Source organism: Nocardioides sp. GY 10113, assembly GCF_004919105.1.
Lineage (GTDB): Bacteria > Actinomycetota > Actinomycetes > Propionibacteriales > Nocardioidaceae > Nocardioides.
This window is the reverse complement of sequence record NZ_STGK01000004.1, coordinates 148,952-165,466: the sequence shown is the minus strand read 5'-3', so window position 1 is coordinate 165,466 and position 16,515 is coordinate 148,952. Positions and strand designations below refer to the sequence as shown.

Annotated in this window: 16 protein-coding genes; 5 read left to right on the top strand and 11 right to left on the bottom strand. The window is 73.8% G+C overall.

Going from position 1 to position 16,515, the window contains the following annotated elements; all coding sequences use genetic code 11:
* Positions 1-9 precede the first annotated feature (9 nt).
* The 6 genes from E8D34_RS06860 to E8D34_RS06835 all read right to left on the bottom strand — a co-directional run bounded on the left by E8D34_RS06860 (position 10) and on the right by E8D34_RS06835 (position 6,348).
* The gene (locus E8D34_RS06860; RefSeq protein WP_240771184.1) at positions 10-978 is read right to left on the bottom strand and encodes a glutamate ABC transporter substrate-binding protein; all 969 of its coding nucleotides are present in this window, start codon (positions 976-978) and stop codon (positions 10-12) included.
* A complete protein-coding gene (locus E8D34_RS06855; protein ID WP_136593869.1) occupies positions 975-2,276 on the bottom strand; it encodes a hypothetical protein in 1,302 nt (433 codons plus the stop codon). Before E8D34_RS06855 ends, E8D34_RS06860 begins: the two co-directional genes overlap by 4 nt.
* The gene (locus tag E8D34_RS06850) at positions 2,273-3,781 is read right to left on the bottom strand and encodes an AAA family ATPase (protein WP_136593868.1); all 1,509 of its coding nucleotides are present in this window, start codon (positions 3,779-3,781) and stop codon (positions 2,273-2,275) included. Before E8D34_RS06850 ends, E8D34_RS06855 begins: the two co-directional genes overlap by 4 nt.
* The gene (locus E8D34_RS06845) at positions 3,778-4,230 is read right to left on the bottom strand and encodes a hypothetical protein (RefSeq protein ID WP_136593867.1); all 453 of its coding nucleotides are present in this window, start codon (positions 4,228-4,230) and stop codon (positions 3,778-3,780) included. The genes E8D34_RS06850 and E8D34_RS06845 overlap by 4 nt, the downstream gene beginning before the upstream one ends.
* Before the next feature lie 98 nt (positions 4,231-4,328).
* The gene (locus E8D34_RS06840) at positions 4,329-5,558 is read right to left on the bottom strand and encodes a toxic anion resistance protein (RefSeq protein WP_136593866.1); all 1,230 of its coding nucleotides are present in this window, start codon (positions 5,556-5,558) and stop codon (positions 4,329-4,331) included.
* Positions 5,559-5,631: 73 nt separating this feature from the next.
* On the bottom strand, positions 5,632-6,348 hold the full coding sequence (locus tag E8D34_RS06835) for a hypothetical protein (RefSeq protein ID WP_240771182.1): 717 nt from the start codon (positions 6,346-6,348) through the stop codon (positions 5,632-5,634).
* A 43-nt stretch (positions 6,349-6,391) separates the two neighbouring features.
* On the opposite strand from E8D34_RS06835, the gene E8D34_RS06830 reads away from it, so the two are divergent.
* Together E8D34_RS06830 and E8D34_RS06825 are read left to right on the top strand one after the other, a co-directional pair.
* Entirely contained in the window at positions 6,392-7,846 is a 1,455-nt protein-coding gene (locus E8D34_RS06830) for a PLP-dependent aminotransferase family protein (protein ID WP_240771180.1), read from the top strand.
* 148 nt (positions 7,847-7,994) lie between these two features.
* Positions 7,995-9,728, top strand: coding sequence for an AMP-binding protein (locus tag E8D34_RS06825; protein WP_136593864.1), 1,734 nt, complete (start codon positions 7,995-7,997; stop codon positions 9,726-9,728).
* Between the two features lie 70 nt (positions 9,729-9,798).
* On the opposite strand, the gene E8D34_RS06820 is transcribed toward E8D34_RS06825, so the two are convergent.
* The 3 genes from E8D34_RS06820 to E8D34_RS06810 all read right to left on the bottom strand — a co-directional run bounded on the left by E8D34_RS06820 (position 9,799) and on the right by E8D34_RS06810 (position 11,119).
* Positions 9,799-10,413 (bottom strand): 1-acyl-sn-glycerol-3-phosphate acyltransferase, encoded by a 615-nt coding sequence (locus tag E8D34_RS06820; protein WP_240771179.1) that lies wholly within the window; start codon positions 10,411-10,413, stop codon positions 9,799-9,801.
* 55 nt (positions 10,414-10,468) lie between these two features.
* Positions 10,469-10,699: a PLDc N-terminal domain-containing protein gene (locus E8D34_RS06815; RefSeq protein WP_136593863.1), complete on the bottom strand. Its 231-nt coding sequence runs from the start codon at positions 10,697-10,699 to the stop codon at positions 10,469-10,471.
* Between the two features lie 78 nt (positions 10,700-10,777).
* Entirely contained in the window at positions 10,778-11,119 is a 342-nt protein-coding gene (locus tag E8D34_RS06810; protein ID WP_136593862.1) for a TraR/DksA C4-type zinc finger protein, read from the bottom strand.
* Positions 11,120-11,284: 165 nt separating this feature from the next.
* On the opposite strand from E8D34_RS06810, the gene E8D34_RS06805 reads away from it, so the two are divergent.
* Positions 11,285-11,806, top strand: a complete 522-nt coding sequence (locus tag E8D34_RS06805) for a hypothetical protein (RefSeq protein ID WP_136593861.1) — start codon at positions 11,285-11,287, stop codon at positions 11,804-11,806.
* Between the two features lie 10 nt (positions 11,807-11,816).
* Here E8D34_RS06805 and E8D34_RS06800 read toward each other — a convergent pair whose 3' ends face one another.
* Entirely contained in the window at positions 11,817-13,130 is a 1,314-nt protein-coding gene (locus E8D34_RS06800; RefSeq protein ID WP_136593860.1) for a wax ester/triacylglycerol synthase family O-acyltransferase, read from the bottom strand.
* A gap of 118 nt (positions 13,131-13,248) precedes the next feature.
* Here E8D34_RS06800 and E8D34_RS06795 point away from each other — a divergent pair, with 118 nt between their 5' ends.
* Together E8D34_RS06795 and E8D34_RS06790 are read left to right on the top strand one after the other, a co-directional pair.
* Positions 13,249-14,583, top strand: a complete 1,335-nt coding sequence (locus E8D34_RS06795; protein WP_136593859.1) for a wax ester/triacylglycerol synthase family O-acyltransferase — start codon at positions 13,249-13,251, stop codon at positions 14,581-14,583.
* Between the two features lie 129 nt (positions 14,584-14,712).
* Positions 14,713-15,693, top strand: a complete 981-nt coding sequence (locus tag E8D34_RS06790) for a hypothetical protein (protein ID WP_136593858.1) — start codon at positions 14,713-14,715, stop codon at positions 15,691-15,693.
* A 151-nt stretch (positions 15,694-15,844) separates the two neighbouring features.
* Here the strand turns inward: E8D34_RS06790 and E8D34_RS06785 are convergent, their stop codons facing one another.
* Complete coding sequence (locus E8D34_RS06785; RefSeq protein ID WP_136593857.1) at positions 15,845-16,501, bottom strand: DUF4389 domain-containing protein; 657 nt, start codon at positions 16,499-16,501, stop codon at positions 15,845-15,847.
* Between the last annotated feature and the right edge of the window lie 14 nt (positions 16,502-16,515).

Here is a 16,515-nt window from a genome sequence, read left to right as displayed (position 1 = left end):
GGTGCCACCTCAGCGTCCGTAGCGCGGGGCCGGCGGGTTGCTGGCGTCGGGGGCCCCCAGGTAGGGCCCGAGCCAGCGGTCGTAGGAGCGTCGCCAACCGCCGTCGGCCAGGTAGTCCTGCAGGACGGCGTTGACGAACGCGACCAGGTCGACGTCCTTGCTGTTCGCGGCGACGCCGTACGGCTCGGCGGTGAAGGCCCGCTGCTGGGGCACGAGGGCGTAGGGGTCCTGGGCGGCGAGGCCGGCCAGGACCACGTCGTCGCCGGTGATCGCGTCGACCTCGCCCTGCTGGAACTTCACCAGGCAGCCGGTGTGGTTGACGGCGGCGACCGCTTCGGCCTCCGGCTCCTCGTCCTGGATGTTCTGGATGCTGGTGGTGCCGGCCGGGGCACAGACCGTGACGCCCGCCAGGTCGGCCGGGCCGTTGTAGCCCTTCGCGAGGTCGGAGCGGAGCAGCACCTTCTGGCCGGAGTGGTAGTACTCCGCGGAGAACGCGACCTGCGTCCAGCGGTCGCAGTTGATGGTCATGTTGCGGACCACCAGGTCGAGGTCGCCGCCCTGCAGGAGCGGGATCCGGTCCGCGGCGCTGATCACCCGGAGCTGGAGCGGTACGCCGACCTCGTCGGCGATCCGCTGGGCGAGGTCGATGTCGAAGCCCTCGATCCGGTTGGTCTCGGGGTTGCGCGAGCCCATCAGCAGGGTGTCGGCGGAGACCCCGACGACCAGCCTGTCGGCTTTGCGGATCCGGGCCAGCGCCGCGCCGCCGCTGCGGGAGGGGGCGTAGGAGCGCAGGTCGGCCGGGGTCGTGGAGCAGTCCGGCGGTTCCGGGGTGGACTGGGCCTGCGCCGCCGGCTCGGGGACCGGCGTGGCGTCGTACCCGCAGGCGGCGAGGAGCGTGGCGAGCGCCACCGCGAGCACGAGGACGGCCAGGCGCGCGCCGCGTGCTCCGGCGCGTCGCCCGCCGACCCGGGCGCTCACAGGAACTCCTTGCGCCGCACGCCGATGCCGTGCGCGACGGCGAAGGCGGCCGCGGCGCCGACCAGGGCGGTCAGCAGCCCGAGGGTCAGGGTCAACCAGCGGTCGCCGCGCAGGCCGGCGGTCGCGTCGCTCGCGGCGGCGTCCACCGAGTCCTGCAGGGTGGCGTCGACCTGGTCCAGCGGCGCGGTCGAGCCGCCCTTGCCCGCGGTCGTGGCCAGCCGGACCGCCCCCTCCCAGTCGTTGCTCTCGTCCTTCGTCACGATCGCCCGGTGGCGCTCGACGTAGGTGCGCCACGGGCCCAGCGCGGCCGACGGTGCGTCCTCCCGCACCGTGCTCGCCGCCAGCGCCCAGTTGTCCTCCGCCGTCTGGCCCGAGCCGCGCAGGATGAGGCGCAGGCTCTCGTTGGCCTTGGCGTCGTTCGCCGCGGTGCGGGCGGCCGCGCTGTCGACCGCGGTCGCGAACGCCCCGTCGCGCAGGTCCTCGTTGGCGTTGTCCTCGAACCAGGCCAGCAGCGTGGTGGCGAGGGTGACCAGCAGGACCAGCACGCCGGCGGCGACGAGGCCCCGGTTGAGCCGGCGCCGGAAGGCGCGGGCCAGCTGCCGGTTGAGCCACCACAGCGCCACCAGCGCGGCGATCCCGGCCAGCGCCAGCCACACGGGGTGGTACGAGTTCATCGCCCCCTCGGCGCGCTCGGTGTTCGCGGCCACCAGGTTGTCCAGGATCGGCCGCGCCTGCGTGCGCAGCTGGTCGCTGGCCTGGGTCTGGTACGCCGCCCCGACCGGGTTGCCGAGGCGGTTGTTGACCCGCGCCTGGGCGATGCCGGTGGCGTAGTCGTTGACCTGGGTGTTGAGCGCGGCCAGCGCCGCCCGGTCGGCGGGCTGCGCCTCGGCCGCGTCGGCGATCAGGGCGAGCACCTCGTCGATCGCGTCGTCGTACTCGGCGCGCTTCTCGGCCGATTCCAGGCCGGCGACCAGGTAGGTGTTGGTGGACAGCGCGTCGGCGCGCAGCAGCGACGACTGGATCTCCTGGACCCGGACCAGCTGCTCGGTGTCGTCCGCGGCGCGCCCGTCGGCCTGCCAGGCCAGGATCTGGAGCAGCGCGGCGACCACCGCGAAGGCGGCGACGACGGCGATCCCGATCCCCTGCCAGCGGGCCAGCAGCGCCGGGGTGTCGACGAACGCCGGCGCGGCGCCCGGGTCGGCGGCGACCGGCGTACCGGTGCCGTCGACGCGGACCGCCCCTGCCGACGGCGGCGGTGCGGGCTGCTGGGCGGGCGGGGCCGCGACGGGCTGGCTCACGGTGCGTCTCCTCCGTCGGTGGCGACCAGGTCGATCGTGCCCGCGTCCGTCTCGGGCTCCTCGGCGTCGCCGGCGCTCTCGGCCTCTTCGGTACCGCGCAGGTCGTCGGGCTCGAGCCGCCGCAGCTCCTCCAGGGTCGGCTCGGCCACCTCGCGCAGTCGCCAGGCGTGGTGCCCGACGGCCGCCTCGAGCAGGTTGCGCACGAAGCGCGCGTTGCCGAAGGACGGGCCGCGCTCGGCCCCGGCGAGGATCTCGCGCAGCCGGTCCAGCACGTCGGCGTCGGCGTCGTAGTCGGCGCCGGCGGCCATCTTCTCGAAGATCGCGACCAGCTCCTCGTCGGTGTAGTCGACGAAGTCCAGGGTGGTCCGGAAGCGGCTCTCCAGGCCCGGGTTCTCGCTGATGAAGACGGCCATCGGGACGGGGTAGCCGGCGACGATGACGACCAGGTCGTCGCGCTTGTCCTCCATCTCCTTGACCAGGGTGTCGATGGCCTCCTTGCCGTACTGGTCGCCGGCCAGGGCATAGGCCTCATCGATGAAGAGCACCCCGCCCTCGGCGCTGGCGACCACCTCGGCGGTCTTCGCGGCGGTCTGGCCCAGGTAGCCGGCGACCAGCTCGGAGCGGTCCACCTCCACCAGCTGGCCCTTGGTGAGCAGGCCCAGCGCGCGGTAGATGCCGGCGACCAGCCGGGCCACCGTGGTCTTGCCGGTGCCGGGGTTGCCGTTGAAGACCAGGTGCCGGGTGATCGTCGGGGTCTCCAGGCCGGCCGCCTGGCGCAGCCCTTCCACCCGGAGCACGGCGGCCTGCCGGCGGATCTCCCCCTTGACCGTGGCGAGGCCGATCAGCTCGTCGAGCTCGGCGAGCAGCTCCTCGACGGTCCGCGGGTCGTCGGCGGGCTCGGGCTCCGCGACCTCGGGCACCGGTGCGGCGGCGGTCTGCGACCCCTCGGTTTCGAGGCTCGGCCGCGGGCGGCCTCGCACCTCAACCAGCGGGGCGTCGTCCAGTGGTTGAGGTGCGAGCGGAGCGAGCCGGTCCGGTGGTTGAGGTGCGAGCGGAGCGAGCCTCGAAACCTCCGGACCCCGCACGGTCCCCGGCAGCTGGGCGGCCGCGGCCATCGCCGCGTTCCCGACGGCGCGCGGGTCGGCCGCGCCGAGCCGGCTGGCCGCCAGGGCCACCTCGCTCAACGCGGTCGCGTACGACGGCGCCAGCCCCGGGTGCTCCAGCGCGAGCAGCGCCATGGCCGGCGTCGGGCCGACCCGGTAGCGCCGCCCGGAGACAGCGGCGTCGAAGAACGCGGAGGCTCCGCCGTCGCGGCCGGTCTGCTCGGCCCAGTCGAGGAAGGCGCCCTTGCTCGGCTCGGCGACGGTGGCGGCCAGCGCCTCGCCCTCGGTGCGGGCGGCGTCGGCGTCGATGCCGGCGGCGGTCGCCGCCGCGACCAGCCGGTCGAGGGCGTCGCGCAGGGTCGTCGTACCGCTGCTCCCCCGGCGGGTCCCCTTGCGCGTCATGGCGCCTCCAGCCGCAGGTCGCCGCCGTCGGAGGAGTGCCCAAACCTCGCCTGCAGGAACCGGCCGTGGGCGACCAGCGCCTGCGCGTCGGCCCGGTTGGCGGCGTCGAGGATCTTGTCCATCGTCGCACCGAGCAGCTCGAGCTGGTCGATCAGGATCAGCAGCGCCGTCTTCTGACCGTCGATGGGGCGGGTGTCCGCCCACTCCCGGGGCAGTCGCAGGTAGCCCTGGAGCGCCTCGGGCAGGTAGTCGGTGGCGGTGGCGACCACGGCGTACCCCTCCTCGCTGCCCAGCCCCAGCTCGCGCAGCCGCGGCAGGGTCTGGTGGATGGTGCGGGCGACCCGGACCACCCGGGAGACCACGACCGGTGGCGCGTTCTGCTCGGCCAGCGTGGCGTTGATCTGGTTCAGCGCGGCGAGCACGTCCTGCTCGGTCGGGGGCGCGGGCACGACGAGCTCATCGGCCGCGTCGTCCCCCCGCGTCCGGCGCCACCACGTCCTCAGCCCCACCGCTCCTCGTTCCCGCTCGACCGTCCCCCGCGCGCGGATCAGGTGATGTCCAGCGCGCCGGCGGCGTTGCGCTCGTCGTGGCGGCGCACGCGGTCCAGGTAGCCGCGGGACTTCTCGACCTCGTGCTCGAGGACGCCGATGGTGGTGGCCATGTTGTCCAGCGCCTTGACCTTGAACTCGTCGATGGAGTCCATCGTCGCGTAGATGTTGGAGAAGGCGGCCTGGAGCTGCTCCATGCCGATCGTCGAGGAGGCGGCCTGCTCCTGGATCGCGGCGGAGTTGTCGCGCAGCATCTCCGAGGTGCGCTGGATCATGTCGGAGGTGGTCGCGTTGAGCGCCGTGATCTGGTCCAGCACCAGCTTCTGGTTGCCGAGCGCCTGGGCCACGATGACCGCGGTGCGCAGCGCGGAGATGGTGGTCGTGCTGGCCCGGTCGACACCCTTGATGAGCTCGATGTTGTTCTTGATGATGATGTCGATCGCCAGGTAGGCCTGGATCGAGACGGCCAGCTGGGTGAGCAGGTCCTGGTGCTTCTGCCGGACGTAGAAGAGCACGTCCTGGGAGAGCGTCTTGGCCTCCTCGGGGTTGCTCAGCTCGAGCTCGGCGATCTGCGCGGAGACCTTCGCGTCGAGGCGCTCGGCGACGTAGATGTACTGGTTGAGCCGGCCCATCACCCCCCACAGGTTCGCCTTCTCCAGGTTGAGGGCGACGTTGTCCTTGGTCAGCTCGTCCTGGCCGCTGCGCAGGGCGTGCAGGATCCCGTTGAGCTGGCTCTGCGACGACTGGTACTTGCGGAAGTAGTCCTCGACCTTGTCGTTCCAGGGCATCTTCTCCCACCACTTGCGGGCCCCGGTGGCCTGGCCCGGGTCGAGGTCCTCGACGGTGCGGCGCAGCTCCAGGAGGATCTTGCCGACGTTGGAGGCCTCGGAGATCCCGCCCTCCTTGAGCGCGGTGACCGGCTTGTCGAGCATCCGGTTGGAGGTCTCGGCGGCCTTGCGGATGTCGGCGTCGCCCATGGTCCGCACGTTCTCCGCCTGGGCCGAGAACTCGGGGCTGCCGACCTTCGACGCGGCGAGGCTGGCGAGGAACCCGTCGACCTTCGCGTCGAGCTCGGGCACCATGCCCGGGTCGACCTGCGGCGCCATCTTCGGCGCCTGGGTCTCCACCACCGGCTTCGGCGGCTCCGGTGCCGTCAGCGTGACGACCGGGTCCGGCGGGGCGAGCGGCGAGGGCTCGGGAGCGGCTGCCTGGGAACCATCCGTGGTCATGCCGCGAGACTATCCACTCCGACCACGCCAGACCCGGGAAGTTTCGCTCCGGGGCCAGACTTCGGGGTCGAGTTCAGGGGCGTGCTCGGGAGAGCTCGGGGGTGGCCTCGGGGAGATCCACCACGCACCACGGCAGCATCCACTGGGTCAGCGGTCCGATGGTGAGCGCGAAGGCCACCGTGCCGACGCCGACCGCGCCGCCGAGCAGGACGCCGATCAGCACCACGCCGACCTCCAGCCCGGTGCGCACCAGCCGGATCGAGAGGCCGGTCCGGCGGTGCAGGCCGGTCATCAGGCCGTCGCGGGGCCCGCGGCCGAGCTGGGCGCCGACGTACAGCGCCGTCGCGAGGGCGCAGAGCAGGATGCCGCCGACCATCGTGGCGCCGCGCGCCAGGATCCCGGTCGGGTCCGAGGTCAGCGCCAGGGTGGCGTCGGCGGAGAGACCGAGCAGGATCGCGTTGGCGAAGGTGCCGACGCCGGGCCGCTCGCGCAGCGGGACCCAGAGCGCCAGCACCACGAAGCTGAACAGGATGACCGCCTGGCCGATGGTGATCGGGACGTGCTGGATGAAGCCGGAGTGGAGCACGTCCCAGGGCGCCAGGCCGGTGCCGCTGCGGAACAGCATGGCCAGGCTGACGCCGTAGAGGACCAGGCCGACGAGCAGCTGCGGCACCCGGCGGCCGAGCCGGCCGGCGCGCAGCTGGGCGATCGGACCGAGGTCGGTCAGGGCGGCCGGCGTCCGGGCCGGCAGCGGAGCGGTGGTGAGGGCCATGACGACCATGTTGGCCATGATTGGACTGTTCCGAAATAGCCAATCGTGTTTCACTGGACCGGTGGCCGTCGACACCGTCTCCCCCCGCCGCCTGGCCGACCTGGTCGGCGACTTCGACCGCGAGCCGGCCTACGTGGGCCTGGCCGACGCGCTGCGCGAGCTGATCGGCGACGGCCGGATCGGGTACGGCACCCGGCTGCCCAGCGAGCGCGACCTGACCGCCGCGCTCGGCGTCTCCCGGACCACCGTCACCCGCGCCTACGGCCTGCTCCGCGAGACCGCCTACGCCGAGGCCCGGCAGGGCGCGGGCACCTTCACCCGGCTCCCCGGCGGCCCGCTCCGGGCCCGCGACCGGGCGCTCACCCCGGGCCTGGGCGGCACCGGGACGCTGGACCTGGTCTGCGCCGCCGCCACCGCCCCGCCCGGGATCGCCGCGCACTACCAGCGCGCCGTCGAGGACCTCCCGGCCCACCTGGGGACCAGCGGCTACTACCCGGCCGGGATGCCCGAGCTGCAGGCCGCGATCGCGGCCACCTACGACGCCCGCGGGCTGCCGACCGCACCCGAGCAGATCATCGTCACCCCCGGCGCGCTCGCCGCCACCGCGGTCGTCGGCTCCGCGGTGGCCGGCCCCCGCGACCGGATCCTGATCGACTCCCCCACCTACCCCAACGCCACCCAGGCGCTGCGCACCGGCGGCGGCCGGCTGACCGTGGCCCCGCTCGAGGCCGACGGGTGGGACCTGGAGACGCTCGGCGCCGTGATCACCCGGCAGCGGCCGGCGGCGGCGTACCTGATGCCGGACTTCCACAACCCCACCGGACTGGTGCTCCCGGCGGCCGACCGGGCCGACCTGGCCGCCCGGCTGCGGGCCACCGGGACGGTGCCGATCGTCGACGAGGCCCACCACGCGCTGCGGCTGGACGGGCAGGACCCGCTGCCCCCGTTCGCGTCCCTGCACCCGCGCACGATCACCGTCGGCAGCGCCAGCAAGAGCATCTGGGGCGGGCTTCGGCTGGGCTGGATCCGAGCGCCCCGCGACCTGGTCGAGGAGCTCACCGTGGCCCGGATCGGGCTCGACCTCGGCGCCCCGGTGCTCGAGCAGCTGGTGCTGGCCCGGATCCTCGCCGACGGCGCCGACGAGCTCATCGCCGCCAACCGCGCCCGCCTGCGCGACCAGCGCGACGCGCTGGTCGAGGCGCTGCGCGAGCACCTCCCGGAGTGGACCTTCCGGGTGCCGAGCGGCGGGATGGCGCTGTGGTGCCGCCTCCCCTCCGGCGACTCCACCCGGCTCGTCGACCTCGCCGAGCGGCACGGCGTGATGCTCGCCCCGGGCCCGGTCTTCGCGCCCGCCGGCGGCCTCAACCGCCACCTGCGGATGATCTACACGCTCACCCCCGACGACCTGCGCGAGGCGGTACGGCGGATCGCCGGCGCCTGGGCCGAGCTGGGCGCCGCCGGTGCGGACGCCGGCCGGAGGCGGCGTACCTCCGCGGGGCCGGTGCTGGTGGCCTGACGTCCGCGCCGGCGGCGCGATGGAGGCGGCCAGCGCCGCCCTCAGTCCTGCCTGCCCACCGACAGCCCCGCGGCAACCGTCGTCGGGGCGCCGCGGAGCCGTCCGGACCACCGCAGGGACCGCGCCGCCCGTGTGAGAGATTGGCGGTGTGCGTAGCAGCTCGGGCCCGACCGGGTCCACGCCGCCGAGGCCGTGGACGACCCACTACCCGCCGGGGGTCCCGGACGTCCTCGAGGTACCCGACGAGCCGGTGACCGCTGGCCTGCGGCGGGCCGCGCGGACGTGGCCCGACCGGGTGGCGACCGACTTCATGGGCGCGACCCTCACCTACGCCGAGGCCGACCGCGCCATCGAGCGCGCGATGGGCGTCCTGGTCGACCTGGGCGTGCGACGCGGCGACCGGGTCGCGCTGGTGCTGCCCAACAGCCCGACCCACCTGATCGCCTACCACGCCGTGCTGCGGCTGGGCGCGGTCGTCGTCGAGCTGAACCCGACGTACACGACCGAGGAGCTGGCCCACCTGCTCGCCGACTGCCGCGCCAGCCACGCGCTGGTCTGGCACAAGGCGGTGGCGCGGGTGCTCGCTGCGGGCGCACCCGACCTGCGCCGCGTGGTCAGCGTCGACATCGCCCGCGACCTGCCCCGGCACAGCCAGCTGCTGCTCCGGCTACCGGTGACGGCGGCTCGGAGGAAGCGGGCGGCGCTGCGCGGCCACGTGCCGGCCGAGATCGCGGACTGGCACGACCTGCTGCGGGCGACCCGCACGGTCGCCGAGGAGGCGCCGGGGTCCGGCGACGACCTGGCGCTGCTGCAGTACACCGGAGGCACCACCGGGACCCCGAAGGCGGCCCGGCTCACCCACCGCAACCTGGTCGCCAACCTGGTGCACGGACAGGCCTGGGCGGGCTTCGAGCCCGGCGCCGAGGTGGTCGACGGGATCCTGCCGTTCTTCCACGCCTTCGGGCTGACGTTCTGCCTCAACCTGCCCGGCTACATCGGCGCCACGCTGGTGGTCTTCCCGAACTTCGACCCGGCCGCCGTGCTGGCCGCCCAGAAGCGGCGCCCGGCCACCTTCCTGCCGGCGGTCGCCCCGATGCTGGACCGGATCGCCGACGCCGCCGAGGCCGCGGGCGAGCCGGCCCGCTCCAGCCTGCGCTCGGTGCGGCTCGCCTTCGCGGGCGCGATGCCGATCCCCACCGCGACCGTGGACCGCTGGGAGTCGCTGACGGGCGGGCTCCTCGTCGAGGGGTACGGGATGACCGAGTGCGCCCCGATCGCCGCCGGCAACCCGTGCACGCCGGACCGGCGCCCGGGCACCCTGGGAGTCCCGTTCCCCAACACCGACATCGAGGTGCGCGACCCCGAGCAGCCCGACACCCGCGTCGAGCCGCGGGAGGACGGCAGCCTGCGCGGCGAGCTGCTGGTCCGCGGGCCGCAGGTCTTCGCCGGCTACTGGAACCAGGACGACGAGACCGCCCGCCAGCTCGACCCCGACGGCTGGCTGCACACCGGCGACGTCGTCGAGGTCGACCCGACCGGCTGGATCACGCTGGTCGACCGGGTCAAGGAGATGATCATCGTGGGCGGGTTCAAGGTGTACCCGTCCCAGGTCGAGGAGCACCTGCGCACCCTGCCCGGGGTGGCCGACGTCGCCGTCGTCGGCCTGCCGACCGGCGGCGGCGACGAGGAGGTGCTCGCGGCACTGGTGCTCGAGCCCGGCGCCGCGGCGCCGACGCTCGCCGAGGTCCGCGCGCACGCCGAGACCCGGCTCCCCCGCTACGCCCTGCCGCGCCGGGTGGAGGTCCTCGACGAGCTGCCGCGCTCGCAGATCGGGAAGGTCATGCGCCGGCCGGTGCGGGAGCGCTTCCTCGAGGACGCGTAGCCGCGTCGTCACATGGATTCTGGCCCCGGTTCGGCCCGGAGCGCGACCAGAATCCATGTGACGACGGCGGTCAGTCGCCCCGCGACTCCTCGCGCAGCCGCGGCTCGGTGCGGAGCTCGGGCCGCAGGCCCTGCTTGTCGGCGTAGAAGGCACGCACCAGGTCCATGTCGGCGGCCACGTCGCCGGTCGGGGTCAGGGTCGGCCCCATGCCGAGGGTGCGGGTCGGGCCGTCGATGAAGCCGAGCGAGATCGGCAGTCCGGTCTGCTGGGCGATGCGGTAGAAGCCGGGCTTCCAGTACTTCCCCGCGCCGCGGGTTCCCTCGGGGGCGATGGCGAGCAGGAACGAGGGGTGGCTCTCCGCCTCCCGCAGCAGCGCACGGATCGCCTCGCCCGGGTTGTCCCGATCCAGCGGGATGCCCCCGGTGACGCGCAGGATCCACCCGAGCGGACCCTTGAAGAAGGTGTGCTTGATCAGCAGCTGCGGGCTGCGCGCGTTGGCCCAGGCGATGAGGATCGTGGCCACCCAGTCCCAGTTCGAGGTGTGCGGGGCGCCGACCAGGATCCCCTTGGCCGGGACCTCCCCGACCAGGCGCCAGCGGGTGGTCCGGAGCAGGAAGCGCGCCAGGGCGCGGCGGCCGCGCATCGAGACGGAGAGGGGCGCGGGGTCGGGCGCGGAGTCGGGCATGGTCCAAACCGTAGCCGTCGCGCCGGTCGGCGGCGGGACCGTCCGCTGCGGGGCCCTAGCCGACGGCGGCCGCGCGTCGCAGGGCCGGCCGGGGCCAGATCACGTAGACCAGCGAGGCGACCGCGCCGAGGACGGCGATGAGCACGATCCACACGATCTTGCTCTGGCCGGCGCTGTCCCAGGCGTGGTCCGCGGTCTTGGCCGCGTCCACGATGGACCAGATCCAGAACGCGGTGCCGGCGAGGCCGACGAGCACGAACAGCAGGAGCAGGAGCAGGATGTCCACGGCGTCATCCGATCGTCGGGTGGGCGGTGCGCAGACCGTAGCGGGGCCGACCGCCGGCGGGGTCGTCTTTTCAGCGGCTCAGCGCCGCTGCGCGCAGCCGAGGCACCGACGCGCCGCCGGCCGTGCCTCGAGCCGCCCCTCCCCGATCGGCCCGCCGCAGTCCTCGCAGACGCCGTACGCCCCGGAGTCCACCCGGGCCAGGGCGTCGTCGATCTCGCCGAGGTGCGCGCGGGCCAGCCCGACGAGGGCGGCGACCTGGGACCGTTCGAAGGCGATCGTCGCGCCCTCCGGGTCGTGCTCGTCGTCGGCGTTGGTGTCGCGCGACGCGGCCACGACGGCACCGAAGTCGTCGGTCAGGCCGGCCAGGCGCGCGAGCGCGTGCTCGCGTTCGACCTCGAGCCGCCGCCGTACGGGATCCATGACGGCCATCCTGTCCGATCGGTGGCCGGACGCCGATCGAGCGGGCAGGCCGGTCCGGCGCGGATCCTTCCGTCCCCGGTGCCCGCGGATCTACCGTGGCAGGAGCCGGGCCGCGGCTCCGCGCGGTTCCGACGACGCCCGATTCCCGCTCCGAAGGAGCCCACCATGAAGAGAGTCATCGGGCTCGTGATCGTCCTGCTGACGACCCTGGGCCTGGCCGCACCACCCGCCGCCGCGCTGCCCGCGTGGCGCACCACCCCGACCACCTGGACCAACCCGGCCGCCCGCCAGCCGCTGGTCACCGACCTGACCTACGCGGAGCACCCGCGGTTCGACCGGGTGGTGATCCACGTCCGGGGGCGGTTGCCCGGCTACCGGGTGACCTACCACCGCCGGTTCTTCTACGACGGCTCCGGCGAACGGGTGCCGATCCGCGGGGGTCTCCTGGTCGCTCTGCGACCGGCCTACGGCCACGACACCGACGGCACCGACGTCTACGCCGGCCCCACCCTGGTCCGTCCCCGCCTGCCCACCCTCAAGGCGATCGCCAAGATCGGAGACTTCGAGGGCGTGGTCACCTTCGCGCTCGGACTGAAGCCACGGCGGGCGCCGTACCGGATCTTCCGCCTGCACTCCCCGCAGCGGATCGTCATCGACCTCAAGCACACCGCCAGCGCGGTCCGCTGAGCCCCGACCCCTACGCGTCGACCACCGCGCGCCAGGACGCCCCGACGTTCGCGGCCAGCTGCTCCACCTCCGGCGTGCTCGCCGCGTCCGCGGTGATCCCGAAGACGAGGTGGTCGACGTAGCTGAGGATGCAGAACCCGATCCGCACCCGGTCCGCGATCGGTACGACGGGGAGCAGGTGCTGCACCGGCCGGCCCAGGCAGGTCATCGGCTCCCTCGGCCCGGGCACGTTGGTGGTCACGGTCGCCACCGACTGCTGCGGGAGCCGGAGGGCCGTGCGCATCCAGAACCGGAGGACCGGGAACGGCACGAGGCCCGCCACCGCCTGCCAGGCCACCCCGGCCTCGGGCTCGCGCGCGGAGCGCAGCCGGGCCACCCGCTCGTGCGCCGCGCGGACCCGCTCGACCGGGTCGTCGATCTCGACCGGCAGCAGCGAGAGCATCAGGGTGACCTGGTTGTCGGGCACCCCCGCCGTGCCGGGCGTGCGCGAGGAGACCGGCAGCAGCGACCGCAGGGCGTGCGGGTCGGGTTGGTGGCCGCGGTCGAGCAGCAGCTCGCGCAGCCCACCGGCCACGGAGGCGATCACCAGGTCGTTGACGGTGACCCCGAGCGCGTGGCGCACCTCCGCCGACTCCGAGATGCTGACCTCGGTCCAGGCGTAGCGGCGGTCGCCGGCCAGCGGACCGACCAGGCCGGAGCGGCTGACCGGCCACATCGAGGCACCGAGGGCGACCGTGCCGCGAGCGGCGGCCAGCGCCGTCGTACCGAGCCCGCGCAGGGCGACCCCGGGCGCGGCGCCCGGCGGCAGCGGCGGGAGCCTCGTGATCCCGTTCTGCCCGTCGTGCGCGTCGGCGGTCTCGGCGTCGAACAGCACGCGGTACAGGCCGGTCCCGGAGACCCCGTCGGCCAGCGCGTGGTGCACCCGCGAGAGCAGTCCCCACTGGCCGTCGGCGAGGCCCTCGCAGAGGGTGACGTCCCACAGCGGCCGGTCCCGGTCCATCCGCTCGGCCATCACCTCGGCGACCAGCGCGGCCACCTCCCGACGTCCGCCCGGCGCCGGCACCCGGCGGGCGGTCACGTGGTCGGCGACCTCGACGGCCGGGGCGTCCACCCAGGCGGGGCCCCGCAGCCCGAGGCTGGTGGACACCACCCGCTGGCGGTAGCGCGGCACCGACGGCAGACGGCCGGCGACCAGCTCGCGCAGCTCCGCCAGCGAGGGCGTCGGGCCGTCGAGCACGGCCATCGAGCCGATCACCAGGCAGGCCGCCGGGTCCACGTCCTCAGCGGCGAGAAAGGCGTAGGACAACGGGGTCAGACGATCCATGGCTCTCCTCCCGCGGCCAGTCTGCCGGACGCCGTACGCCGGGTGAGGGGGCACAGGGCCCCGCTCCGGCTGACCTCCGGCCCTCCCCCGCGCCGCCCGCGCCGGGCACCGTGGGAGCGTGAGCACCCCGCGGCGGGCCGTGCGCCCGGTCGACGACGTCTGGCTGGCGATGGACCAGCCCGACAACCTGATGGTCGTCGAGAGCCTGATGGCCGTGGACGGTGACCTGGACCGCGCGACCTATCTCGAGCTGCTGCGTGAGCGCGTGCTCGATCGGTTCCCCCGGTTCCGCCAGCGGGCACGGTGGTCCTGGCTGCCCCGGCCCGGGTTGTGGTGGGAGGAGGACCCCGGCTTCGATCTCGAGCGGCACGTGCACGAGGTGACGCTGCCGGCCCCCGGCGACGACGCCACCCTGCAGGACTACGTCTCCCGTCACCTGTCCCGGGCCCTCGACCGTGGCCACCCGCCGTGGGAGGCGCACGTGGTGCGCGGCTACCGCGGCGGGAGCGCCGTCTACACCCGCCTGCACCACGCCCTCGCCGACGGCAACGCCCTGTTCCGCGTGGTGATGGCGATGGCCGACGAGGACCTCGACCTCGGCGCCGGGCAGGCCGACGGGCGGGCCGACGGGCAGGATGCCGGACAGGCAGCCGGCGCGCTCTCGCGGCTGCGCGCGCTGCCGGGCGCGGCCGCCCGCTCGGCGTCGGGCGCGCGGCGACTGGCGACCACGCCGGTGGTCGCCGAGCACCTGGTGGTCGCGCGCCGGCCCGCGTCACCGCTCTCGGGTCCGCCGCACCACGCCAAGCGCGCCGTGTGGGCACCGCCGATCGACGTGGCCGACCTGCGCCCGATCCGGCGGGCGACGGGGACCACGGTCACCGACGTGGTGATGTCCGCCGTGGCCGGGTCGCTGCGGCGCTGGCTGACCGCCCACGGGGCCGCGCCCGCCGAGGACCTGCCCACGATGGTCCCGGTCGACCTGGGCGGGAGCGCGGCGCAGCGCCCCGACGACCTGGGCAACCAGTTCGCCCTGGTGCTGCTGGACCTGCCGGTCGGCCTCGACAGCGCCCGCGAGCGACTGGCCGAGACCGCCGCCCGGATGGCGGCGATCAAGCGCTCGCCCCAGGCGTGGCTGACCTACGGCATGCTGCAGGCGATGGGGGTCGTCCATCCCCGGGCCCGCGTGCTGGCCACCGACTTCTTCGCCCGCAAGGCCACCGGCGTCACCACCAGCGTCCGCGGTCCGGACGCCCCGCTGCACCTCGCCGGACTGCCGGTCACCCGGATGTGGGCGTGGGCGCCGATGTCGGCCGACCAGACGCTCTCCACCTCGATCATCGGGTATGGCGGCCAGGTGCACGTCGGGTTCAAGGTCGACGCCGCCGCGGTGCCCGACCCGGAGACCCTGGTGGCCGGGCTGCGCGCCGAGCTCGACGAGCTCGCCGCGCTCTGAGGCGCGCGACTGGACGCGGGCCGGGCATCGAGTCACAACACCTCGGCCGAAACGAGGCCCGCGCGACCAGCGTCTCCTAGGATGCCCGCGGAGGGCACGGATCGCCCTGTGGTTCCGAATGGGGGTTGCGTGCGCTCGAAGTTCGCCCTGGTCGCAGTGGCTTTGGCCCTGACCGCGATGTCGGTTGGACCCGCCTCCGCGGGTCGAGGGCCCGGTTCTGTCGAGATCGAACGGATCCCCACGCAGGTCGCGCCTTACCACGGCAAGTCCGTGGTGCGACCCCAGGCCTATGCCTACGGCAATTCGGAGATCGCCTGGAAGCGGCTGACGGTGACTCGAAACGGTCACACCCTCGTTCGCAATGCCCGATCGTCGCGGCTGGCTCCTGGGCGATATCGGGTGTCGACGAAGGTCCGCTTCCGAACGTGGCGCCTCGTCGACCAGACGCTGCGGGTGCCGGCCGGAACCGTCATCAAGAAGTCGGGCGGGTCGCTGGAGCCGAGGCTGGACGGCTGTCGGGTCGACTCCGTCGAGGACACGGCGGCCAGCTCGGGCGCCCTCGTCCTCCGTTGCGTGGTCTGGGCGTGGAACCCGGTCACCAAGAGCGAGCTCAAGTTTTCGAAGGTACGTGTGCCCGGCGAGTTCCGGCCCGCAGAGCTCGCCCCGGACTTCACCGAGGTGCTCTACAGGGGCACGTACGTCGGATTCGCGGACACCCCTGCTGACCTGGTGGACGCCGAGATGTTCGTCAACTCGATCACCCTCCCCCATGAGATCACTGCAACCCGCCAGGTGCGGCGCTACCGGGCATGGGTCACCAAGACACGCGCCCAGAGGCTCGTGGTGAAGCGAGGCCCGAAACCACGAACCTGCGCCACCTATGCCGACTTCAAGTCGGTCGACATCGATTTCGACAACCCCCGCAGATTCGGCGACTCCCGTGCCGAGGTCGCGAGCAAGCTGCACAGCGCTGGCGAGCAGAGCTCGTTCTCCGATGATGGTGAAGGCCAGATCATCACGTTCCGGCGGTACCGAACGTGCGACAGCGGATCACTCCTCAGCGTCGGATTCGTGAACGGCTACGCGTACGCGAAGCACTACCACTCGTAGCCGGTTCGACCGGAGGACGCAGGCTGCGCGCAAGACCCCCGGCGCCCGCCCGCCACATCATCCGGCCACGCAGCCGTAGCGCTCAGTCGAGCGAGAACGGCGGGTAGCGGTCGGTGAGCAGCAGGAACGCGTAGGCGTTGACCCGTAGCGCTCAGTCGAGCGAGAACGGCGGGTAGCGGTCGGTCAGCAGCAGCACCGCGTAGGCGTTGACCCGCAGCGCCCAGCGGCCGACGCCGACCACGTAGTCGAACATCCCGCGCGGGTAGCGGCCGGTGAACAGGATCGCGAACCAGGCCATGATCACCACGACGATGGCGCCGATCCCCAGGAAGAAGAGCACCACGTAGTGCGGGATCGCCAGGAACCACTTGACCAGCGGCAGCCAGCGGTTGAGGTCCTGCTCGGCGTCGGGGTAGTCGAGGTCGAGGTGCACCCGCTGCTCCTCGACGGTGGAGGGGTACTCGTCGGTGAGCAGCGTGACGTAGGCCCCGATCCGGGTGCCGAAGCGGTTCAGTTCGCGGGCGAAGTCGAACCACCACCGGGGGTAGCGCTGACGGAACAGGATCATCAGCAACGTGGCCACGAAGAGCCCCGCGACGATGCCGCCGCTGGTGCTGGTCACCTCGCGGCCGCCCTCGGCGTACACGGTGCTGGTGGCGCCGGCGGTGAGGGCGCCGTAGACGATGCCGATCGGGACCACCAGGAACAGCCGGAAGAACGCGGTCAGCCGGTTGCGGTCCTCGGTGTACTCGACCTGGAGGCGGGCGGGGTAGGCGGTGCGGTCCGGCGACGGATGCTGCGCGGACATGGCGGATCTCCCTT